General features: G+C 71.4%; 20 protein-coding genes and 1 pseudogene. 6 read left to right on the top strand and 15 right to left on the bottom strand.

The genetic code is table 11. The annotated features are described in order from the left end of the window. Positions 1 to 21: 21 nt before the first annotated feature. From groL to ACFV7R_RS24175, 4 genes are all read right to left on the bottom strand, one after another. The gene (gene groL / locus ACFV7R_RS24190) at positions 22 to 1,650 is read right to left on the bottom strand and encodes a chaperonin GroEL (protein ID WP_385266754.1); all 1,629 of its coding nucleotides are present in this window, start codon (positions 1,648 to 1,650) and stop codon (positions 22 to 24) included. A gap of 111 nt (positions 1,651 to 1,761) precedes the next feature. Further along, positions 1,762 to 2,070, bottom strand: a complete 309-nt coding sequence (groES, locus tag ACFV7R_RS24185; RefSeq protein WP_055493212.1) for a co-chaperone GroES — start codon at positions 2,068 to 2,070, stop codon at positions 1,762 to 1,764. A 341-nt stretch (positions 2,071 to 2,411) separates the two neighbouring features. Further along, complete coding sequence (locus ACFV7R_RS24180) at positions 2,412 to 3,236, bottom strand: polysaccharide deacetylase family protein (protein ID WP_385266825.1); 825 nt, start codon at positions 3,234 to 3,236, stop codon at positions 2,412 to 2,414. 83 nt (positions 3,237 to 3,319) lie between these two features. Beyond that, positions 3,320 to 4,249: a polysaccharide deacetylase family protein gene (locus ACFV7R_RS24175; RefSeq protein WP_385266751.1), complete on the bottom strand. Its 930-nt coding sequence runs from the start codon at positions 4,247 to 4,249 to the stop codon at positions 3,320 to 3,322. A gap of 90 nt (positions 4,250 to 4,339) precedes the next feature. Between ACFV7R_RS24175 and ACFV7R_RS24170 the strand changes: the two genes are divergently transcribed. Continuing rightward, the gene (locus ACFV7R_RS24170) at positions 4,340 to 5,563 is read left to right on the top strand and encodes a methyltransferase domain-containing protein (protein WP_385266749.1); all 1,224 of its coding nucleotides are present in this window, start codon (positions 4,340 to 4,342) and stop codon (positions 5,561 to 5,563) included. A gap of 13 nt (positions 5,564 to 5,576) precedes the next feature. Here ACFV7R_RS24170 and ACFV7R_RS24165 read toward each other — a convergent pair whose 3' ends face one another. The 3 genes and pseudogenes from ACFV7R_RS24165 to ACFV7R_RS24155 all read right to left on the bottom strand — a co-directional run bounded on the left by ACFV7R_RS24165 (position 5,577) and on the right by ACFV7R_RS24155 (position 9,214). Further along, on the bottom strand, positions 5,577 to 6,620 hold the full coding sequence (locus ACFV7R_RS24165) for an LCP family protein (protein WP_385266747.1): 1,044 nt from the start codon (positions 6,618 to 6,620) through the stop codon (positions 5,577 to 5,579). 85 nt (positions 6,621 to 6,705) lie between these two features. Beyond that, positions 6,706 to 8,053: pseudogene (locus tag ACFV7R_RS24160) on the bottom strand (endo-1,4-beta-xylanase). Between the two features lie 111 nt (positions 8,054 to 8,164). Beyond that, on the bottom strand, positions 8,165 to 9,214 hold the full coding sequence (locus ACFV7R_RS24155; RefSeq protein WP_385266745.1) for a LacI family DNA-binding transcriptional regulator: 1,050 nt from the start codon (positions 9,212 to 9,214) through the stop codon (positions 8,165 to 8,167). A gap of 107 nt (positions 9,215 to 9,321) precedes the next feature. Between ACFV7R_RS24155 and ACFV7R_RS24150 the strand changes: the two genes are divergently transcribed. Genes ACFV7R_RS24150 through ACFV7R_RS24135 form a run of 4 tightly spaced genes read left to right on the top strand, consistent with a single transcriptional unit; the run spans position 9,322 to position 14,787 of the window. After that, on the top strand, positions 9,322 to 10,656 hold the full coding sequence (locus ACFV7R_RS24150; RefSeq protein ID WP_385266742.1) for an ABC transporter substrate-binding protein: 1,335 nt from the start codon (positions 9,322 to 9,324) through the stop codon (positions 10,654 to 10,656). A 23-nt stretch (positions 10,657 to 10,679) separates the two neighbouring features. Beyond that, positions 10,680 to 11,534 carry a carbohydrate ABC transporter permease gene (locus ACFV7R_RS24145; protein ID WP_385266822.1) on the top strand — a complete coding sequence of 285 codons (855 nt, stop codon included), beginning with the start codon at positions 10,680 to 10,682 and terminating at the stop codon, positions 11,532 to 11,534. A gap of 4 nt (positions 11,535 to 11,538) precedes the next feature. Next, positions 11,539 to 12,441, top strand: coding sequence for a carbohydrate ABC transporter permease (locus ACFV7R_RS24140; RefSeq protein WP_385266740.1), 903 nt, complete (start codon positions 11,539 to 11,541; stop codon positions 12,439 to 12,441). A 39-nt stretch (positions 12,442 to 12,480) separates the two neighbouring features. After that, complete coding sequence (locus tag ACFV7R_RS24135) at positions 12,481 to 14,787, top strand: glycoside hydrolase family 3 N-terminal domain-containing protein (RefSeq protein ID WP_385266737.1); 2,307 nt, start codon at positions 12,481 to 12,483, stop codon at positions 14,785 to 14,787. Positions 14,788 to 14,802: 15 nt separating this feature from the next. Here the strand turns inward: ACFV7R_RS24135 and ACFV7R_RS24130 are convergent, their stop codons facing one another. Genes ACFV7R_RS24130 through tsaB form a run of 4 tightly spaced genes read right to left on the bottom strand, consistent with a single transcriptional unit; the run spans position 14,803 to position 17,399 of the window. After that, on the bottom strand, positions 14,803 to 15,060 hold the full coding sequence (locus ACFV7R_RS24130; protein ID WP_385266734.1) for a hypothetical protein: 258 nt from the start codon (positions 15,058 to 15,060) through the stop codon (positions 14,803 to 14,805). Continuing rightward, positions 15,057 to 16,142 (bottom strand): tRNA (adenosine(37)-N6)-threonylcarbamoyltransferase complex transferase subunit TsaD, encoded by a 1,086-nt coding sequence (gene tsaD / locus ACFV7R_RS24125; protein ID WP_385266731.1) that lies wholly within the window; start codon positions 16,140 to 16,142, stop codon positions 15,057 to 15,059. Before tsaD ends, ACFV7R_RS24130 begins: the two co-directional genes overlap by 4 nt. Continuing rightward, complete coding sequence (gene rimI / locus ACFV7R_RS24120) at positions 16,135 to 16,698, bottom strand: ribosomal protein S18-alanine N-acetyltransferase (protein ID WP_385266820.1); 564 nt, start codon at positions 16,696 to 16,698, stop codon at positions 16,135 to 16,137. The genes tsaD and rimI overlap by 8 nt, the downstream gene beginning before the upstream one ends. A gap of 47 nt (positions 16,699 to 16,745) precedes the next feature. After that, the gene (tsaB, locus tag ACFV7R_RS24115) at positions 16,746 to 17,399 is read right to left on the bottom strand and encodes a tRNA (adenosine(37)-N6)-threonylcarbamoyltransferase complex dimerization subunit type 1 TsaB (RefSeq protein WP_385266728.1); all 654 of its coding nucleotides are present in this window, start codon (positions 17,397 to 17,399) and stop codon (positions 16,746 to 16,748) included. Positions 17,400 to 17,508: 109 nt separating this feature from the next. Between tsaB and ACFV7R_RS24110 the strand changes: the two genes are divergently transcribed. Further along, the gene (locus ACFV7R_RS24110) at positions 17,509 to 18,054 is read left to right on the top strand and encodes a hypothetical protein (RefSeq protein WP_385266725.1); all 546 of its coding nucleotides are present in this window, start codon (positions 17,509 to 17,511) and stop codon (positions 18,052 to 18,054) included. 2 nt (positions 18,055 to 18,056) lie between these two features. On the opposite strand, the gene ACFV7R_RS24105 is transcribed toward ACFV7R_RS24110, so the two are convergent. The 4 genes from ACFV7R_RS24105 to alr form a co-directional block, all read right to left on the bottom strand. After that, positions 18,057 to 18,239, bottom strand: a complete 183-nt coding sequence (locus ACFV7R_RS24105) for a hypothetical protein (RefSeq protein WP_385266723.1) — start codon at positions 18,237 to 18,239, stop codon at positions 18,057 to 18,059. A gap of 147 nt (positions 18,240 to 18,386) precedes the next feature. Next, positions 18,387 to 18,893, bottom strand: coding sequence for a tRNA (adenosine(37)-N6)-threonylcarbamoyltransferase complex ATPase subunit type 1 TsaE (gene tsaE, locus ACFV7R_RS24100; RefSeq protein WP_129799246.1), 507 nt, complete (start codon positions 18,891 to 18,893; stop codon positions 18,387 to 18,389). After that, positions 18,865 to 20,109, bottom strand: coding sequence for an alpha/beta fold hydrolase (locus ACFV7R_RS24095; RefSeq protein WP_385266720.1), 1,245 nt, complete (start codon positions 20,107 to 20,109; stop codon positions 18,865 to 18,867). The genes tsaE and ACFV7R_RS24095 overlap by 29 nt, the downstream gene beginning before the upstream one ends. Positions 20,110 to 20,201: 92 nt before the next feature. Then, positions 20,202 to 21,380 (bottom strand): alanine racemase, encoded by a 1,179-nt coding sequence (gene alr / locus ACFV7R_RS24090; protein ID WP_385266717.1) that lies wholly within the window; start codon positions 21,378 to 21,380, stop codon positions 20,202 to 20,204. Positions 21,381 to 21,591: the final 211 nt, after the last annotated feature.

Genomic DNA, 21,591 nt, shown 5'->3' with positions numbered 1-21,591 from the left:
GTTGCCGGGTGGCGGCCGGCGTCAGTGCGCGTGGCCGTGACCGTGGCCCGCGGCGGCGGCCTCCGGCTCCTCTTCCTTCTTCTCGACGACCAGGGTCTCGGTCGTCAGCAGCAGGGAGGCGATGGAGGCGGCGTTCTCCAGGGCGGAGCGGGTGACCTTGACCGGGTCGATGACGCCGGCCTTGATCAGGTCGCCGTACTCGCCGGTGGCGGCGTTGAAGCCCTGGCCCTTCTCGAGCTCGGCGACCTTGGAGGTGATGACGTAGCCCTCCAGGCCGGCGTTCTCGGCGATCCAGCGCAGCGGCTCGACGGCGGCCTTGCGGACGACGGCGACACCGGTGGCCTCGTCGCCCTCCTTGCCGAGGTTGTCCTCCAGCACCTTCACGGCGTGGACGAGCGCGGAGCCACCACCGGAGACGATGCCCTCCTCGACCGCGGCGCGGGTCGCGGAGATGGCGTCCTCCAGACGGTGCTTCTTCTCCTTCAGCTCCACCTCGGTGGCGGCGCCGACCTTGATCACGCACACGCCGCCGGCCAGCTTGGCGAGGCGCTCCTGGAGCTTCTCGCGGTCCCAGTCGGAGTCCGTGGCCTCGATCTCGGCCTTGATCTGGGCGATGCGGCCCTCGACGTCCGCCTTGTTGCCGGCACCGTCGACGATCGTGGTGTCGTCCTTGGTGACGGTGACGCGGCGGGCGGTGCCGAGAACGTCGACGCCGACCTGGTCGAGCTTGAGGCCGACCTCCTCGGAGATGACCGTGGCGCCGGTGAGGACCGCCATGTCCTGCAGCATCGCCTTGCGGCGGTCGCCGAAGCCGGGGGCCTTGACGGCGGTGGCGTTGAAGGTGCCGCGGATCTTGTTGACGACGAGGGTGGACAGGGCCTCGCCCTCCACGTCCTCGGCGATGATCAGCAGCGGCTTGGAGGAGTTGGTCTGGATGATCTTCTCCAGCAGCGGCAGGAGGTCCGCGATCGCGGAGATCTTGCCCTGGTGGATGAGGATGTACGGCTCGTCGAGGACGGCCTCCATCCGCTCCTGGTCCGTCACGAAGTACGGCGACAGGTAGCCCTTGTCGAAGGCCATGCCCTCGGTGAAGTCCAGCTCCAGACCGAAGGTGTTGGACTCCTCGACGGTGATGACACCGTCCTTGCCGACCTTGTCCATCGCCTCGGCGATCAGCTCGCCGACCTGCTGGTCCTGGGCGGACAGCGCGGCGACGGCGGCGATGTCGGACTTCTCGTCGATCGGCCGGGCGGAGCCCAGCAGGTCCTCGGAGACGGCGGCGACGGCGGCGTCGATGCCCTTCTTCAGGGCGGCCGGGGAGGCACCGGCGGCGACGTTCTTCAGGCCCTCGCGGACCAGCGCCTGGGCCAGCACGGTGGCGGTGGTCGTACCGTCACCAGCGATGTCGTTGGTCTTGGTCGCCACCTCCTTCACCAGCTGGGCGCCGAGGTTCTCGTACGGGTCCTCGACCTCGACCTCACGGGCGATGGTGACACCGTCGTTGGTGATGGTGGGGGCGCCGAACTTCTTGTCGATGACGACGTTGCGGCCCTTGGGGCCGATCGTCACCTTGACCGTGTCGGCGAGCTTGTTGACGCCGCGCTCGAGGGCGCGACGGGCGTCCTCGTCGAACTTCAGGATCTTCGCCATGACAGCGTGAGCCCTCTCGGAAATCTTGGATGAAATGACGCTGCGCCCCGGGCGCCCGGCTTCTCAGTGGTCGCGGGGGCCAGGGGCGCAGCTCAAAAACTTGAGGTGGTCTTACTTCTCGATGATCGCGAGCACGTCGCGAGCCGAGAGGACGAGGTACTCCTCGCCGTTGTACTTCACCTCGGTGCCGCCGTACTTGCTGTACAGCACGATGTCGCCGGTCTTGACGTCGAGCGGAAGGCGCTCGCCGTTCTCGAAGCGGCCCGGGCCCACGGCCAGGACGACGCCCTCCTGGGGCTTCTCCTTGGCGGTGTCCGGAATGACCAGGCCAGAGGCCGTGGTCTGCTCGGCGTCCAGCGGCTGGACCACGATGCGGTCCTCGAGCGGCTTGATGGCAACCTTGGAGCTGGCGGTCGTCACGATCCGACCTCCCCCTTCGGAGATCTCACGGGGTTAACTGTCTGAGGTGGCGACCAGGTCGATCCGTCGTCGCGGGTGCCGGACCTGCCCGTCGCTTTGTTGGCACTCTCCTGTGTCGAGTGCCAGAGCCGAGACTATGACCGGGGTTAGCACTCGGTCAAGCGGAGTGCCAATTGCCTGCGGCGCGGCGCGGGTGAATTTTGTGGCCGACGGTTGTTCGGTGCCCTGCGTCGGTGTGCCCCCGACCTGGGGGCTGCCGCCCCCAGACCCCCGCTTCGGCCTGAACGGCCTCGTCCTCAAACTCCCCCAGAGGGGGCACCCCCAACGGGCTGGGTGGGCAGCTACAGGTAGTCCTCCAGCCGTCCCACCGTCAGGCCCTCCTGCTGGATCAGGCGCAGCAGGTGCGTCGTGCGGGACCGCAGGGTCGGGGTGGGGGTTTCCGTTGCGGGGACGGAGATGATGTCGCCGGGGTGGAGGCGGGGGGCTCCGGCGGTGTACGCGAGGGTGTCGGCGTTCATGGTGGCGCGCCAGAGGACCACGGCGGCGATGCCGCAGTCGGCGGCGGCGCGCAGGGTGGTCGTGTCGTACGTGCCGTAGGGCGGCCGGAAGAGGCGGGGGCGGATCCCGAAGCGGGACCGGAGTTTGTTCTGCTGGCCGCAGATCTCGGCGCGTTGACCGGCGTACGGCAGTCCGCGCAGGGCGGCGTGGTCGAGGGTGTGGTTCTGGACGCTCGCGCCGACCGAGCGCAGGCGGGCGAAGTGGCCGTAGCCCGGTCCGACGACGCTGTCCGTGAGGAACATGCTGACCGGCAGGCGCAGTTCGCGGACCATGTCGACGAACCGCGGGTCCTTCTCGGCGCCGTCGTCGTAGGTCAGGAAGACGACCTTGTCGCGGGTCCGGACGCGGTCGACGACGGGTGGGAGGCCGCCCGGGCGCCGGGAGGGGAGAGACAGGGACGGTTGCGGGGCCGGGGGCAGGGGGGTGGTCAGGCCCCAGCGGACGTGGGGTGGGGTTTCCGAGGGGGAACCGGGGGCTCCCGCCCGGTCCGACGGCCCCTTGGCGGAGCGCTCGACGGGGGTGACGGTCAGGGCACAGCCGGTCAGCAGGATCAGCAGCAGTGCGGGGCCGGCCAGCCGTCTGCGCCCAGGGCCCGTCCGGCGGATCATGCCGCAGACGCGGGGTCCGGCACGCCCTCCCCCACCGGCGCTGTCGTCGGTCGCCGACTCCCCGGCCGCCGGACAGGCCCTGGTCACAGGTAGTCCTCCAGCCGGGCCACCGCATACCCCTGGGCCGTGACCTTGTCGAGGAACCGGCGGATCATGTCGGGCATCGTGCCCTCCCAGTCGTCCCGGCCGCGGAAGTGGCTGAGGACGATGTCGCCGGGGTGCAGGTCCTGGTCCCATTCGCGGTAGTCCCAGTGGTCGACGAACACCTCCTCGTTCCAGAGGGGGGCGTACTTGATGCCGCAGGCCTTGGCGGCGTACAAGGTGTCCCTGTTGTAGTTGCCGAAGGGCGGGCGGAAGAGGAGCGGGCGGGTGCCGTAGTGCTTCTCGATGACGTCCTGCATGCCGCAGATCTCGCGCTTCTGGTCGTCGTAGGAGAGGCCGGGCAGGTACGGGTGGTTCAGGGTGTGGTTGTTCAGGGCCACACCGGTGTCCTGCATCCGCTTGAAGTAGGCGTAGTCCTCGTTGATCAGGTAGTCGCTGAGGAAGGCCGTGTACGGGACATCGAGGTCGTTCATCATCCGCAGGAACGCCGGGTCCTTCTCCGCACCGTCGTCGATGGTGAGGAAGACGATCTTGTGCTGGGTGGGGATGGTGGTGAAGACCGGCGGGAGGTCGTCCTCGAGGTGGCCGTCGACCTCGAAGCCCTCGCGCGTCGTGATCCTCGGCTTCTTCGCGGGGGGCAGCGGCGGCTTGAGGGGGATCTCCTTCAGACCCCAGCGCTTCGCGGCGGCGGCGCGGGCGGCGTGCTCGGCGCGGAGTTTGGCGGCGTAGCCGTCCAGAGCGCGGGCCGGGGGCGCCTTGAGCGGCGGTGGCTGGCCGGGAGCGGGCGGTACCTCCGAGCCGCCCTGCACGCAGCCGGAGGCGATGGCGGCGAGGGCCAGTGCGGCGACCGAGGCCCTGGCCCCTGGACGCCCACGCGACCGGTTTTTGTCATTTTGTAGTACTACTCGCATGCTTGCGGATCCTCGCAGGACCGGCTCGCGAACCCCGGCCGACACCGCCGCCGGAGGCGCACCATCCACCGACTGGCCGACAATGGCCCGGTGAACGACCTCCTCGCTCCCTTGCTCACTCCCGAAGGCCGGGCCCTCCTCGACGAGGTGCGCGGCACGGACCCCGCCCAGGAACTCGCCGTCGCGACCCGGCTGCGTCGCGAGCACCCGGCCGAGCTGGTGTCGGCAGCCCTCGGCCAGGCGCTGCTGCGGCAGCGGGCGGTGGCGAAGTTCGGGGCCGGGGACGCGGAGCGGATGTTCTTCACACCCGACGGGGTGGAGCAGTCGACGCGGGCGAGCGTGGCGGCGTACCGCGCGCGGAGGTTCCAGGAGCTGGGCGTGACCTCCGTGGCCGACCTGTGCTGCGGGATCGGCGGCGACGCGGTCGCGCTCGCCCGGGCCGGGATCCGGGTCCTCGCCGTGGACCGGGATCCGCTGACGGCGGCGGTGGCGCGGGCGAACGCCGAGGCGCTGGGGCTCGACGGGCTGATCGAGGTGCGCGAGGCGGATGTCACGGAGGTGGACGTGTCGGCGTACGACGCGGTCTTCGTGGACCCGGCTCGGCGGGGTGGACAATCAGGAGGGGCCGCGCGAAGCGTGTCGATGAGGGGTGGTGGCCGGGCGACGGGCGGGCGGATCTTCGATCCGGAGGCGTACTCGCCGCCGCTGTCGTGGGCCGTGCAGGCGGCCGCCCGGGCCCCGCACGCCGCGCTGAAGGTCGCGCCGGGCATTCCGCACGAGGCCGTGCCCGACACGGCCGAGGCCGAGTGGATCTCGGACGGCGGGGACGTGAAGGAGGCGGTGCTGTGGTTCGGCACCGAGCCCGGCCTGGTGCGGGCCACCCTGCTGCCGGGGCCGCGCACACTGCGCTCCCGCGGGCTGCCGAATCCCCCCGTGCGTCCGGTCGGGCGCTTTCTCCACGAGCCCGACGGCGCCGTCATCCGCGCCCATCTGGTCGCCGAGGTGGCCGACGAGCTGGGCGGCGGGCTGGTCGACGAGACCATCGCGTACGTCACGGCCGACGAGGCACGTACCACGCCGTACGCCTCCGCCTACGAGATCACCGACCAATTCCCTTTCAACATCAAGAAGTTGAAGGCGCTGCTGCGGGAGCGGGAGGTCGGGATCCTCACCGTCAAGAAGCGGGGCTCAGCCGTCGCGCCGGAAGAACTGCGCAAGAAGGTCAAGCCCCACGGCCCCAACGCGGCCACCGTCTTCCTGACCCGGGTCGCGGGTCATCCGGCGATGCTGGTGGGCCACCCGTTGGGTGAGTGAGCCCCACCCGCTCCTACCGCAACGACTCCCACAGCTCCCCCGCCTCCGGCTCCTGAGCCACCACCCGGTTGCGGTCCGCGGCCGGGACGACCGGCATGGTCACCGTCTCGACCCCGTCGGCGGACAGGCCCTGCAGGCTCTGGCCGAGGCTCACCAGTTCGCCGAGGGAGTCGAGGCCGGTGTCGGTGGTGAGGCTGCCGGTGACGGCGTCCGCGACCTCGTAGAGCCGGGTCGGGTCGGAGAGCAGGCTCGTCGATGCGATCTGCTCCAGCAGCGCCTTCACGAGCTGCTGCTGGAGGCCGATGCGGCCCAGGTCGCTGCCGTCGCCGATGCCGTGCCGGGTGCGGGCCAGGCCGAGGGCCTGTTCGCCGTCCAGGTGGTGGGTGCCGGCCGGCAGGGTCAGATGGCTGTCCTCGTCGTCGATGTCCTGGTCCGTGGTGACGGTGACCCCGCCGAGCGCGTCCACCAGCTTCGCGAAGCCGGAGAAGTCGATCTCGATGTAGTGGTCCATGCGGACGTTCGTCATGGACTCGACGGTCTTCACCGCACACACCGGACCGCCCACCGAGTACGCGCTGTTGAACATCGCGTTGTACGCCTCGGCCGTCTCTCCGCCGGACGCCAGCGGACAGGACGGCCGGGTGACCAGGGTGTCGCGCGGAATGCTGACCACCGTGGCATCGGTGCGTCCGGCGTCCAGGTGCACGACCATCGCCGTGTCGGACCGGGCGCCGCCGGAGCTGTCGCCGCCGCCGAGCGCCTGGTTCTCGGCGCCGCTGCGCGAGTCGGAGCCCAGCACGAGGATGTTGAGGGCCTCGCCGGGCGGCATCGAGGCGGACGGGGACACGGAGGGCGTCGGCTTCGGCGGACGGTCGTCGCCGAGCGTGCTGTTGATGTCGACGCTCTCGATGTTGCCGTTCAGGTGCCAGTAGACCCAGCCCCCCGCGGCGGCGCCCAGCAGCAGAACGCCCGCCAGTGCGAAGCCGGCGGCCTTCCACCCAGCCGACCGCCGGCCCGCTCGTCTGCCGTCGTCCCCGTTCTCGTCAAGTCCCGTCACAGGGAGGAACGTAAGTCCGAATTATTGCGAGCAGGGACGCCAGACCGTGTTTTCTTCCGAAAATCTCATATTCCGCTGCGGGTTCTCAGCCCAGGGTCACCACGGGCACCGTATTGCTCCCGTTCCACGTCCCGTTGAACCCGAACGTCACCGACCCTCCGTCCGGCACCGCCCCGTTGTAGGAGGCGTTGGAACAGCTGACCGCGGCGCCCGACTGTGTGCAGGTCGCGTTCCAGGCCTGGGTGATGTGCTGGCCCGCCCCGTACGTCCAGTTCACCTTCCAGGACGACAGCGACGCGCCCGAGCAGGCGATCCTGACCTGCCCGGTGAAGCCGGTGCTCCACTGACCGGCGATGCCGTACGTCGCCGTGCACCCGCCGGTGGGCGTGCCGCTCCCGCCCAGGGACTCGGCGATCGCGTGGTACGCCGGTTTCGGCGCGAAGTTCTCGTCGTACGGGGTCGCCGCCCCGTAGCCCTCGAAGACGTCCGGGATCCAGGAGTCGGAGTCGGTGAAGCCCCAGACGGTGACGCCGGTGCAGCGGGACACCGCCAGGCACGCGTTCATGACCGCCCGGTAGTCGGCGGCCTGCTGGGCCGGCTTCGCTTCCGTGGCCGGCAGCTGCATCCGGATGTCCGACTCGGTGATGGCGACGTCGACCCCGAGGTCGGCGAAGCGCTGGATGTTCTGCTGCATCGTCGAGGGCACCTGGCCCAGGATCAGGTGAGCCTGCAGGCCCACCCCGTCGATCGGGACGCCGCGCTCCTTCAGCGACTTGACCAGGTCGTACAGGGCGGTGCTCTTCGCGTTCACGCCCTCGACGTTGTAGTCGTTGATGTACAGCTCGGCGGCCGGGTCGGCGGCCTTCGCCCAGGTCAGGGCCTGGGCGATGTAGTCCTGGCCGAGGTTGTCGTACCAGAGGGTCCGCCGGTAGGTGCCGTCCTCGTTGAAGGGCTCGTTGACCACGTCCCAGGCGGCGAGCCGGCCCCGGTAGCGGGTGACCTCGGTGGTGATGTGGTCCTGGAGGATGCCGCTGAGCTGCGCCGGCGTCCAGGAGCCGTTCGTCAGCCAGCGGGGTTCTGGCTGTGCCAGACGAGGGTGTGGCCGCGCACCTGCTGGTCGTGCGCCTCGGCGAAGTCCACGATCCGGTCGGCCTCGGCCCAGTTGTAGGTGCCGCGGCTCGGCTCGACCGACTCCCACTTCATGGCGTTGCCGGGCGTGAGCGAGTTGAACTCGCGGTCCGCGATGTCGCCGTAGGTGCCGGTGAGCTTGGAGCCGGTGACCGCGGTGCCGATGATCTTGCCCTGGGCGTCGGCGAGGTCGCGCAGCGGGGCGTCGGCGGCGTGCGCCGAGGGGCGGCGGCAGTCAAGGCGCCGAGTGCGGCGAGGCCGGTGAGCAGCGACGCCAGGGACCGGCCTGATCTCAGAGATCTCATGTGCGGGTGCCTCCGAAAGTTTCGGCGGTGCATCCGATTGGCTTCGGAGGAGTGTTGAGGCAGTCGCCCATGCGTCAATACGTCAGCTTCCGGCCACTGGCGCCCGTCCCGTCACGAGGCCGGCGGCGCCGTACTGCTGCGCACCACCAGGCTGGTCGCCAGCTCCACCCGGGTGGCGGCCTGAGCCCCCTCCCCGCGCCCCAGCTCCAGCACCAGCCGGGCCGCCGCCTCGGCCATCTCCGTCAGCGGCTGCCGTACGGTCGTCAGCGGCGGCCCCACCCAGCGCGCCACCGGCAGATCGTCGAACCCGACCACGCTCAGGTCCTCCGGCACACGCAGCCCCAGCTCGCGCGCCGCCTCGTACAGCCCGAGCGCCTGGAGGTCGTTCCCGGCGAAGACCGCGGTCGGCCGGTCCGGGCGGCGCAGCAGCTCCAGACCCAGTCGGTAGCCGGACTCGTGGTGGAAGTCGCCGGCCGCGACGAGCGAGTGGTCCACCGGCAGCCCCGCCGTCTCCAGCGCCGCCCGGTAACCGTCCACCCGGGCCCGGCTGCACAGCATCCGCGACGGCCCGCTGATCGCCCCGATCCTGCGGTGCCCCAGCTCGACCAGATGGCGGGTGGCGGCCAGTCCGCCCTGCCAGTTGGTGGCGCCGATCGACGGCACGTCGGCGCCCGGATCGCCCGCCGGGTCCATCACCACGAACGGGATGGACCTGCTGGTCAGCAGTGCACGCTGGGACTCGTCGAGCTCGGAGAGCACGAGGATCACGCCGTGCGGACGGCGGGCGGCGACCTGGTCGGCCCAGGTCCGCCCCGGGGTGAGCCGGCCCGCGCTCTCGGAGAGCACGACGCTCAGCCCCGCGCTGCTGGCCACGTTCTCCACGCCCCGGATGACCTCCAGCGCCCAGGCGCTCTCCAGCTCGTGGAAGACCAGGTCGATCAGGGGCGAGCGGGACGACTCGGCCCGGCGCCGCCGGTAGCCGTGGGTGCGCAGCAGTTCCTCGACGCGGTTGCGGGTGCCCGGGGCCACGTCGGCCCGGCCGTTGAGGACCTTCGAAACAGTCGGAGCGGAGACGCCGGCCTCGCGGGCGATCTCGGCGAGCGTCGCGGTCTGTGCGGACCGTCCTGTCGTCTGGGTTTCTGCACGTTCCGGGGGAGTCATGGCGGCGATCGTATCTCTGCGCGACCTCTTGACGGGCCCCCTCCGCCGCTTTAAATTCCCGGAACATTCGAGAAGATTCACGAAACATTCGAGAGGTGCGTGCTGTCATGGGGTCCACCACGTCGTCCAACGGCGGGCGAACGTTCAGCAGGCGCTGGGTGCTCGGCACCGGTGCCACCACCCTGCTCACCACCGGGCTCACCGCCTGCGGCTCCGGCGGTGACTCCGGCAGCGGCGGCGGCACCCTCACCGCCCTCGTGTACGGCGACGACGCCGTGAAGGTGCAGGAGAAGGCCGTCGCCCGCTTCAACGGCTCGGCCGCCGCGAAGTCGGCCAAGGGCACGGTCAAGCTGCAGAAGATCCCCGGCACCGAGTACCCGGCCAAGCTGCGCACGGCGATGGGCTCGCCCAACGCCCCCGACGTCCTGTTCAACTGGGGAGGCGGCTCGATCAAGGCGTACCAGGAGGCCGATCAGCTCGTCGACCTGACCGACACCATCAAGAACGACCCGGTCCTCAAGGACGGCTTCCTGCCCTCGGTGCTGGCGGCCGGCGGCCTGGACGGGCGCAACTACGGCATACCGATGCGCGGTATGCAGCCGGTGATCCTCTTCTACAACAAAGCCGTGTTCACCGAGCACAAGCTGCAACCGCCCACCACCTGGGACCAGTTGCTCGACAACAACGCCAAGCTCAAGAAGGCCGGCATCACCCCCTTCGCGCTCGGCGGCTCCGACATCTGGCCCGAGCTGATGTGGCTGGAGTACCTGGTCGACCGCATCGGCGGCTCCGAGGTCTTCGAGCGGATCAAGAACGGCGACGCGTCGGGCTGGGGCGACCCGGCCGTCCTCAAGGCCGCCGAGACCGTACGGGACCTCATCGACGACGGCGCCTTCGGCGAGGGCTTCAGCTCCGTGTCCTACGTCAACGGCGGCGCGCCCGCGGTCTTCGCGAAGGGCAAGGCCGCGATGCATCTGATGGGCTCCTGGGAGTACTCCACGCAGCTCGGCAAGTTCCCCGACTTCGCGAAGAACGACCTGGGCTGGGCGGCCTTCCCGACGGTCGAGGGCGGCTCCGGCGATGTGCGCAACGTGGTCGGCAACCCCACCAACTACTGGTCCGTCAACGCCCGCACCCGCAACAAGGACGCCGCGATCGCCTTCCTCAAGGACTGCGCGTCCGAGGCGTACGCCAAGGACCTGGTCGCCAACGGAGACATCCCGACGACGTCCAACGCGGCCGCGCTGCTGGACGCCGCGCCGAACCCGGAGTTCGCCAGGTTCCAGTACGAGATGGTCGAGCAGGCCCCCGCCTTCACGCTGAGCTGGGACCAGGCGGTCGACCCGAGCGTCCAGACGCCGATGCTGACGGAGATCAACAAGCTGTTCGTGGGCAAGTCGACGCCGAGCCGGTTCGTCTCGGCGCTCAAGGAGCTGCGGTGAGCGCGAGCAGCCGGGCGATGAGCATGCGCACCCGGGCCGGCCGGCCGCACGCCGGCTGGGCCCTGCCCGGGGTGCTGTTCTTCGCGTTCTTCGCGGTGGCGCCGATGGCCCTGGCGTTCTACCTCTCCTTCACCGAGTGGAACGGCCTCGGCGATCCGAGGCCGGTCGGGCTGGCCAACTGGCAGAAGCTGCTGGACGACCCCCGGCTGACCCAGTCCCTGTGGCTGACGGTCCTGCTGACGGTCGTCAGCTGGGCCTTCCAGACCGTCGTGGCCCTGCTGCTCGGCGTGTGGGCGGCGGGCCGGCAACGAGGCCGCGCCGTCCTCTCCGCGATCTTCTTCGTGCCGTTCCTGCTGTCCTCGACGGCGATCGCCCTGCTCTTCTTCGCCCTGCTCGACCCGAACTTCGGCATCGTCCGGCAGGACACCCTCGGCTCCTCCAGCGGCGCCTTCCTCGCGATCGTCTTCGTCGGCGGCTGGCAGTTCATCCCGTTCCACACGCTGATCTACCAGGGCGGCGCCCGTCAGATCCCGGACATCCTCTACCAGGCGGCGGCGATCGACGGAGCGGGCCGCTACCGCCAGTTCTTCTCCATCACCCTGCCCCAGCTGCGCAACACCATGGCCACGTCCGGCGTCCTGATGGTGGTCGGCTCCCTCACGTACTTCGAGACGGTGCTGATCCTCACCCAGGGCGGCCCCGGCACGGACACCGCGATCCTGCCGTACCTGATGTACGAGGCGGGCTTCAAGAGCTACGACTTCGGCTACGCGAGCGCCATCGCCTCCTTCCTGGTCGCGACCGCGACCGGGCTGTCCCTGCTCCTGGTACGGCTGACCGGCTTCGGCGCCATGCGCAGCACCCGGGAAGGGATGTGACGGAATGTCGTACGACACGCTGCCCCGCCCGGTGAAGACCACCGGCCCCGGCACACCACCGCCGCCGGCCCGGCACCGCCCCCGGCACTGGACCCGGCGCGCCAACCCCCTGGCGGGTCTGGGCTCCCTGATCTGGCTCGCGGTCGTGATCATCCCGATCTACGCGATGATCTCGGCCTCCCTCACCCGCCAGGACGAGGCCCTGGGCCAGAACGCTCTGCAACCGCCCACGAATCCGACCCTCGAGAACTACAACACCGTCCTGAACAACGGCTTCGGCCACTTCCTGACGAACACGGCGATCGTGGCGGCGGCGGTCGTGGCCATCGTCCTGGTCCTGTGCGTCCCGCTCGCCTACGTCGCCGTACGCACCCGCAACCGCTGGTCGGGAGCCGCCTTCCGGCTCTTCCTGCTCGGGGTGGCGATCCCGGCGCAGGCGGTCGTGGTGCCGCTCTACCTGATGATCGCCAAGCTGAACCTCTACGACAGTCTGCTCGCGGTCATCCTGCCGACGGCGGCCTTCGCGATGCCGGTGGCGGTGCTGATCCTGACCGGCACGCTGCGGGACATCTCCGAGGAGCTGTACGAGGCGATGGCGCTGGACGGTGCCTCACCGCTGCGGATGCTGTTCCAGCTGACCGTCCCGCTGGCCAAGGGCGGCATCGGCACGGTCGTCATCTACTCCGCGCTGCAGGCCTGGAACGGTTTCCTCTTCCCGCTGATCTTCACCCAGTCCGACGGTCCGCGTGTCCTGACCCTCGGACTGTTCAACTACGTCAGCCAGTTCGGCGTGAACGTCCCCGCCCTGCTCGCCTCGGTCGTCCTCTCCGGCATCCCGATCTTCGCCGTCTACCTGGTGGCCCGCCGCGCGCTGGTGGGCGGCCTGATGGGCGTGGGCGGCAAGTGACCAGCGGTAAGTGACCCCCACCCTCCCGACAGGAGTTTCATGAGCACCGCCCCTTGGCGTGACCCCGCCCTGCCCGTCGCCACCCGTGTGGCCGACCTCCTCTCCCGGATGACCCTCGAGGAGAAGACCGCCCAGCTGTACGGCGTGTGGGTGGGGGCCGGCACGGACGGCGCCGGAGTCGCCCCCCACCAGCACGACATGACCGATGCCTTCGATCTCGACGAGCTGATCCGGCACGGCCTGGGCCAGCTCACCCGCCCCTTCGGCACGGCCCCCGTCGATCCGGCGGCCGGTGCCCGCTCCCTGGCGCAGGCCCAGCGCCGGATCGTCGAGGCCGGCCGCTTCGGCATCCCGGCGATCGCCCACGAGGAATGCCTGGCGGGCTTCACGGCCTGGCAGGCGACGGCGTACCCGGTCCCGCTCGCCTGGGGCGCGACCTTCGACCCGGCGCTGGTCGAGGAGATGGCCCGGCGGATCGGCGCCGACCTGCGCTCGGTCGGCGTCCACCAGGGCCTCGCCCCGGTCCTGGACGTCGTACGGGACCTGCGCTGGGGCCGGGTCGAGGAGACGATCGGCGAGGACCCGTACCTGGTCGGCACGATCGGCGCCGCCTATGTGCGGGGCCTGGAGTCGGCCGGGATCGTCGCCACGCTCAAGCACTTCGCCGGTTACGCGTCCTCGGCCGGCGCCCGCAACCTGGCCCCGGTGCGGGCGGGCGTGCGGGAGTTCACGGACGTCACCCTGGCCCCGTTCGAGCTGGCGCTGCGCGAGGGCGGCGCACGCTCGGTGATGGCGGCGTACAACGAGACGGACGGCGTACCGGCGTCGGCCGATCCCTGGCTGCTGACCGAACTCCTCCGGGAGGAATGGCAGTTCACCGGAACCGTCGTCTCGGACTACTTCGGCGTCGGATTCCTTGAGACCCTGCACCGCGTGGCGGGCACCCCGGCCGAGGCAGCGCATCGGGCGCTGGCGGCCGGGATCGATGTCGAGCTGCCGACGCTGAAGTGCTTCGGGGAGCCGCTGGTGGCCGCGGTGCAGGCGGGGGCGGTCCCGGAGGAACTCGTGGACCGGGCGGCCCACCGCGTCCTGCTCCAGAAGTGCGAGCTGGGCCTGCTGGACGAGGACTGGCAGCCCGAGCCGCAGGAGTCGATCGACCTGGACGCGGCGGCGAACCGCGCGCTCGCCCGGCGTCTGGCTCAGGAGTCGGTGGTCCTGCTGGACAACCCGGACGGCGTGCTGCCGTTGGCGCCGGACACCCGTGTCGCCGTGGTGGGCCCCAGGGCCGCGGACGCCCTGGCGATGCTCGGCTGCTACTCCTTCCCCTCCCACGTCCTGCCCTCCCACCCCGAGGTCCCGACAGGCATCGAGATCCCGACCCTTCTCGAATCGCTGCGCACCGAACTCCCCGACGCGAAGGTGACGTTCGCGGAGGGCTGCGGGGTCGCCGACCCCGACACCTCCGGCTTCGAGGAGGCGGTGGCACGGGCGGCGGAGGCGGATGTGTGCGTGGCGGTCCTGGGCGACCGGGCGGGCCTGTTCGGCCGTGGCACCTCCGGCGAGGGCTGCGACGCCGCCGATCTCGGTCTGCCCGGTGTCCAGGGCGATCTGCTGGACGCGCTGGTGGCGACCGGCGTCCCGGTGGTGCTGGTCCTGCTCACCGGCCGGCCGTACGCCCTGGGCCGCTGGCACGGCCGGCTGGCCGCGTCCGTCCAGGCGTTCTTCCCGGGCGAGGAGGGCGGCCCGGCGGTGGCGGGGGTCCTGTCGGGCCGCGTCAACCCGTCCGGCCGGCTCCCGGTGAGCGTCCCGGACCTGCCCGGCGGGCAGCCGTGGACGTACCTCCAGCCGCCGCTGGGCCTGGCGGGCGAGGTCAGCAACCTGGACCCGACCCCGCTGTACGCCTTCGGACACGGCCGCTCGTACACGACGTTCGCCTGGGAGCCCGTCGAGGGCACGCATCCCGCCATCGGCACGGACGGCTCGTACGACGTCTCGGTCGTCGTCCGCAACACCGGCGACCGCGCGGGAGCGGAGGTGGTCCAGCTCTACCTGCACGACCCGGTGGCCTCCGTGACCCGCCCGGACGTCCGTCTGATCGGCTACCGCCGGGTGGAGCTGGAGCCGGGGGACGCGGCTCGCGTGACCTTCCGCTTCCACGCGGATCTCTCGGCCTTCACCGACCGGTCCGGCCGAAGGGTGGTCGAACCGGGCGCCCTGGAACTGCGGTTGGCGGCATCCAGCGCGGACGTACGGCACACGGCACAGCTGACTCTCACGGGACCGGTGCGGGTGCTGGGCCCGGATCGCCGACTGCGCTGCGAGACGGAGGTGTCCGGCGTGGGGTGACCTCCCGCACGCCGGTCAGTCCGCCCGCACCGACTCGAACCGCCACCGATGCACCGCCCGAGTGACCAACTCCCCGTCCGGCTCCGGCAGTTCGGGGAGGACGGCATCGTAGGGCGCGTCCCACCAGGTGATGACGAGGACGCGGTCCTGCGGGGCGCGGAAGATCTCGCGGCGCAGCGGCTGCCCGGGGAGCTGCTGCGCGGCGGCCCAGGCCAGCAGGTCCGCCCCGCGCCCGGGAACCGCCCGCGCCTCCCACATCAACGCCACCGTCACGAGTACAGGTTCTCCTTGCTGACCTCGTGCACGTGATCGTGCCCGGGCACATGCGGGTCCGTCACCGGCAGCGACGAGTCCGCCGACAGGTCCCAGCTCGACGCCGGCCGATTGCGTGCCACCATCTCCGCGCCCAGCGCCGCGACCATCGCGCCGTTGTCCGTGCACAGCTTCGGCCGGGGCACCCGCAGCCGGATCCCGGCCGCCTCGCACCGCTCCTGGGCCAGCGCCCGCAGCCGGGAGTTGGCGGCCACACCGCCGCCGATCATCAGGTGGTCGACGCCCTCGTCCTTGCAGGCCCGTACGGCCTTGCGGGTCAGCACGTCCACGACCGCCTCCTGGAAGGACGCCGCCACGTCCCGCACCGGCACCTCCTCCCCCGCCGCCCGTCTGGCCTCGATCCAGCGGGCCACGGCCGTCTTCAGTCCGGAGAAGGAGAAGTCGTACACCGGATCGCGTGGGCCGGTCAGACCGCGCGGGAACGCGATGGCGTCCGGGTCGCCCTCCTTCGCGTACCGGTCGATGACCGGGCCGCCCGGGAAGCCGAGGTTCAGCACCCGGGCGATCTTGTCGAAGGCCTCGCCGGCCGCGTCGTCGATGGTCGCGCCCATCGGACGGACGTCGGAGGTGATGTCGGAGGAGAGAAGCAGCGACGAATGCCCGCCGGACACCAGCAGCGCCATCGTCGGCTCCGGCAGCGCCCCGTGCTCCAGCTGGTCGACGCAGATGTGGGAGGCGAGGTGGTTGACGCCGTACAGCGGCTTGCCCAGCGCGTAGGCGTACGCCTTCGCCGCCGAGACCCCGACGAGCAGCGCGCCCGCGAGCCCCGGACCTGCGGTCACCGCAATGCCGTCGAGGTCCTTCGCGCTGACCCCTGCCTCCTTCAGCGCCCGGTCGATGGTCGGCACCATCGCCTCCAGGTGCGCGCGGGACGCGACCTCCGGCACGACCCCGCCGAAGCGGGCGTGCTCGTCGACGCTGGAGGCGACGGCATCCGCGAGCAGGGTGGTGCCGCGGACGATGCCGACGCCGGTCTCGTCGCAGGAGGTCTCGATCCCCAGGACCAGGGGTTCGTCAGTCATGGATCTCGGTTCCTTGTTCAGAGGGTGCAGAAGGTGCTGAGGGAGCTGAGGGAGCAGAGGGAGCAGCGGGCGCAGCGGGGCCAGAGGGCACGCCCGCGGCGGAGCCGCTGTCGGGCGCGGTCGCCAGACGCATCACCACGGCGTCCACGTTCCCCGGCTGGTAGTAGCCGCGCCGGAAGCCGATGGGCTCGAAGCCGAAGCGCTCGTACAGCTTCTGGGCGCGGACGTTGTCCACCCGGCACTCGAGCATCACCTCGGCGCACTCGAAGGCGGTCGCGGCCCGCAGCAGCTCGGTCAGCAGCCGCCCGCCGAGTCCGGTGCCCCAGTGGTCACGAGCGACGGCGATCGTCTGGACGTCCCCGATGTCACCGGCGGAGGCGAGGCCCGCGTACCCGACGATCCGGCCGGCCTCGTCCTCCGCCACCACGTACCGCCGGGTCGCCCCGGGGCCGCGCGCATGAGCGAGCTCGGACCAGAACATGCCCCGCGACCAGGCGTCCTCGGGGAACAGGTCCCGCTCCAGCTCCAGCACGGGATCGATGTCCCACCAGCGCATCTCACGCAGCACGGGCGTCACGGGCGTCACGGGCGTCACGGGCGCGGTCACTTCGGGGTGACCACCTTGTAGTTCTTGGGCACCTGGGCGTCGGGCCGGCGCAGATACAGCGGGCGGGGCGCGGGGAGTTCCTCACCCTTGCCGAGCCTCTCGGCGGCCAGCCGGGCGAGGGCGGCCGCGGAGACGTGCTCGGGCTCGTGCACGACCGGGAAGGTGTCCGGGTACAGCAGCGCGCCCGCACCGACCGCGGGCAGCCCCTCGACCTGCGCGGCGATGTCGGCGGGCCGGGCGACGGCCGGGTCCGTGACGCGGGTGCGGGAGTCGGCGTACCGCGCCCAGTAGACCTCCTTGCGCCGGGCGTCGGTCGCCACGACGAAGGGGCCCTCCATGTCGGCGGCGTAGGCGAGGCCGTCCAGCGTGCACACGCCGTGCACGGGCACGCCGAGCGCGAGCCCGAAGGTGTCGGCGGTCATCAGGCCGACGCGCAGCCCGGTGTACGGGCCCGGGCCGACCCCCACGACGATCCGCGTGACGGCGTCCAGCGTGAGCCCCGCCTCGCCGAGCACACGGTGGACGGCCGGCAACAGCAGCTCACCGTGCCGGCGGGCGTCCACCTGGCTCGACGAGGCGATGACGTCCGTACCGTCGTGCAGCGCGACGGTGACGGCGGGCGTTGCGGTATCAAGAGCGAGCAAGAGCACGCAAACAGCCTACGGCTCCTCGGGGCACCCCGGCCCACGTCTCCGCTACTGCTAGCGTCACCACAGATTCACCACAGACGTGGACAAAACGACCCGGAGGTGGACGTCCGTGTCCAGCACCAGCGCCGGACTCGTCACCGGTCTCACGGCGGCGGCCCTCGTGACGGTCGGGTATCTCGGCTATCAGGCGTCGGCGAACATCCCGGCGGAGCTGAGCGCGGCGGGCGACAGATCGGCGGCTGCGTCGAAGGCCCCCCGGGACAGGAACAACCCCACCGCCCTGCCCGGCAACTCCGGCACCGGCGAACGGGTCGTGTACTCCCTGGACGACGACCGGGTGTGGCTGGTCGGCCCGGACAACAGGGTCGTGCGCACCTTCCGGGTCACCCCGAGCACCGTCGACCCCGCGCCGGACACCTACTACGTCACGTCCCGCTCGGGCGCGGTCACCGGATCCGACGGCATCCCCGTCGAGCACGTCGTCCGCTTCACCAGCGTGGACCACGTGCCCATCGGTTTCAGCGCGGCGAAGAACGGCCTGACCCCACCGCCCGACCCGAAGGCGCGGACCGGCGGCATCCGCCAGTCCCGCGCGGACGGCAACGAAATGTGGAAGTTCGCGACGATCGGCCAGAAGGTCGTCGTCATCCGATAGAGCTACGCCGCCTCACGGTGACCCTCGGAAGCCTGGCGTACGTGCGGTACCTGCGGCGCCCTCGGCTCGGGGTCGCGCGGCGGCGTCGAGATCGCGTGCGCGGCGGCACAGGACGCCAGCAGGTCGCGCATCGACACCCCGGCCACCACGCGCGGCACCGTCTCGTCTCGTTCCGTAGCCGACATGGACGCCTCCTGAGGCCCGGGGGCGGACGTAGTTAGGTAGACCTAACTACGGACTGGATACCATGTGACCACGCCGGAGCGGCCGGACGCAACATCTTGCCGACGCATTGTCGGAACGTTCATGAAGTTCCCAGACCACCCGGCCTCTCAGGCCGAGAGCACACTCAGGTCCACCGCGGCCCAGCGCTCCCCGATCCCGGTGAGCGTCACGTGCCGCACCTCGTCCGTCGTGTCCCCGACGGCCCGGTGGATCACGACGTGCAGCCGGTCGTCGGTCAGTTCCTCGACCTTGCCCTCGCCCCACTCCACGATGATCACCGACTCGGGCAACGAGACATCGAGGTCGAGATCCTCCATCTCGTCCAGACCGCCGCCCAGCCGGTAGGCGTCGACGTGGACCAGCGGAGGCCCGTCCCCCAGGGAGGGGTGCACCCGGGCGATCACGAACGTCGGCGAGGTGACCGCGCCGCGCACCCCGAGGCCCTCGCCGAGTCCGCGGGTCAGCGTCGTCTTGCCCGCGCCGAGCTCACCGCTGAGCAGTACCAGGTCGCCGGCGCGCAGCAGCTTGGCCAGGCGGCGGCCGAGCTCGCGCATCTGCTCGGGCGAGTGGACGATCAGCTCGGTCTCAGCCGGGTTGTGCGGTGGTGCTTCCATAGCCACCCACGGTAGCCCCTGCGGGAACGGCACCCGCGCGGGTGAGCAGGTCGGCGAGCCGGTCGGTGACCACTTCCGGGTGCTCCAGCATCACCAGGTGCCCGGCGTCCGGCACGAGCACCAGCTCGGCCTCCGGCAGCAGATCGGCTATGGCCTCGCTGTGCTCGCTCGGCGTGACGAGGTCCTTGACCCCGGCCAGGACGAGCACCGGCAGGTCCTGGAAGAGGGCGAGCGCCTCCGTCTTGTCGTGGTCGGTGAACGCCGGGTAGAACTCGGCGACCACGTCGATCGGCGTGCCCTCGATCATCCGCTCCGCGAACCGGGCGACCGCCGGGTCGACGTCCCGGGAGGCGAAGGAGTAGCGCTTGATGATCCCGGCGAACAGATCGGCGGTGGCCCGCCGCCCCTTCTCCACCAGCTCGGCCTGCTGCCCGAGCGCCCTCAGCACGCCGGGGAGCACCCGCCGCACCGCGTTGACGCCCGCGACGGGCAGCCCGAAGTTGACCTCGCCGAGCCGCCCCGACGACGTACCCACGAGCGCCACGGCGACGACCCGCTCGCGGATCAGCTCCGGATACCGGTCGGCCAGGGACATCACCGTCATCCCGCCCATGGAGTGCCCGACCAGCACGATCGGCCCCTCGGGCACGGCCGCGTCGAGGACGGCCTTCAGGTCGCTGCCGAGCTGGTCGATGGTGACCGGCGCGCCGTCCTGCACCTGCGCGACCCCCCGACCCGACCGGCCGTGGCTGCGCTGGTCCCAGTGGACGGTCCGGACGACACCGCGGAGCGCGGCCCGCTGGAAGTGCCAGGAGTCCTGGCTGAGGCAGTAGCCGTGGCTGAAGACGACGGTGACGGGCGCGGGCGCCTTGCGGCCGAAGAGCCGGCGGCGGCGCGGCGCCACTCCCGCCTCGGTCTCGACCTCGTCGACCTCGTAGTACAGCTCGGTGCCGTCCTCGGCGTAGGCGCGGCCGGGTGTGCCGCGCAGTGCGCCGTACGGCCCCGCCGAGTCGAGGGCGAGCCGCGCCTTCTTCCGTATGCCGCGGCCGACGGTCATCCGTTCTATCGCGACGCCGGCCGCCGCGCCCGCGGCGATGACTCCTATGGCGGCGCCCGCGATGCCGGTGACCTTGCGCCAGTTGTCGGCCGCCCCCGTTGCGGAGGCGACGGCCGCCGCGGCGGCGCTCGCTACGCCCTCCGCACTGCTCTCGCTCACGTACCGCTCCTCTTCGCCGGGCTGGTGGGTCGGGTGGTTCCGGTGTCTGTCACACACGATGCCGATGTACTGCTGCGGGACCTCTGGGCGGGTTACCCGTCCTGCTCCCCGTTCACATAGACGCGGGGAACACGTGTTCCGATGCGCGTGACGATTTCGTACGCGATGGTCCCCGCGGCCTGCGCCCAGTCCTCGGCGGTGGGCTCCCGGCGGTCGCCGGGCCCGAACAGTACGGCTTCCGCCCCCGGCCCGGGCACGTCGCCCCCCAGGTCGACGACGAACTGGTCCATCGCGATCCGCCCCGCGACGGTCCGCCACTTGCCGCCGATCAGCACCGGCCCGGTCCCCGAGGCGTGCCGCGGGATGCCGTCCGCGTAGCCGAGCGGGACGAGGCCGAGGGTGGTCTCGCCGGGGGTGGTGTACCGATGCCCGTAGCTGACCCCGTGTCCCCCGGGCACCTGCTTGACCAGCGCCAGCGAGGCCGACAGCGTCATCACGGGGCGCAGCCCGAAGTCGGCCGGGGTGCCGATCTCGGGGCTGGGCGAGATGCCGTACAACGCGATCCCGGTCCGTACGAGGTCGAAGTGGGCCTCGGGAAGCGTGAGCGTGGCCGGCGAGTTCGCGATGTGCCGTACCTCGGGCCGCAGGCCCGCCCCCTCGGCGTACGCCACCATCTCCCGGAACCGCCCGAGCTGGAGGGCGATGGACGGATGCCCGGGCTCGTCGGCGCAGGCGAAGTGCGACCACAGCCCGGTGACCCGAAGGATCCCCTCGGCCTCCGCCCTGACCGCCTGCCCGACGAGCTCGGCCCAGTCCTCGCCCGGCTGACAGCCGCCCCGCCCGAGCCCGGTGTCGGCCTTGAGCTGCACCCGCGCCGGCCGGCCGGCCCCGCGCGCCGCCTCGGTGACCTCCCGCAGGGCCCACATCCCGCTGACGGAGACGTCGAGACCGGCCTCGATCGCCTCCCGCCAGGGCCCGCCGGGCGTCCACAGCCAGCACATGATCCTGACGTCCGCCGGCAGCCCGTCCGCCGCGCGCAGCGCCAGCGCCTCCTCGGGCGTGGCCGTACCCAGCCAGGTCGCCCCCGCGTCCACCGCCGCGCGGGCGCACTGCAGCGCCCCGTGGCCATACGCCTCGGACTTCACCACGGCCATCAGAGCCGCACCGGGCGCCTGCGCACGCAGGGCACGCACATTGGCCCGAAGGGCCCCCAGATCAATCTCGGCCCGGGCACGCAACGGGGCGCTGGGCAGGTGTGCAGTCGTACTCATCGCGCTTAGTGTCTCAGAGCGATCGGACGTCCCTTCGACACTCAGCCGCGAGCAGCCACACCGCACGCAGCCGCACCGCACGTAGCTGCGGGCAGCCGCGGGCAGCCGCACCGCACGCAGCTGCGGGCAGTCGTGCCGCTGGGGCGGCACGGGTGGGCGCAGCGGCACCCCGCAGCGCCGGGTTATGCACCCCACCCGCCGCCCACTGCCC

Source organism: Streptomyces sp. NPDC059866 (assembly GCF_042731325.1).
In the GTDB taxonomy this organism is placed as follows: Bacteria; Actinomycetota; Actinomycetes; order Streptomycetales; family Streptomycetaceae; genus Streptomyces; species Streptomyces flavusporus.
The sequence above is the reverse complement of the archived record's forward strand: the minus strand, read 5'-3'. Positions and strand labels throughout refer to the sequence as shown.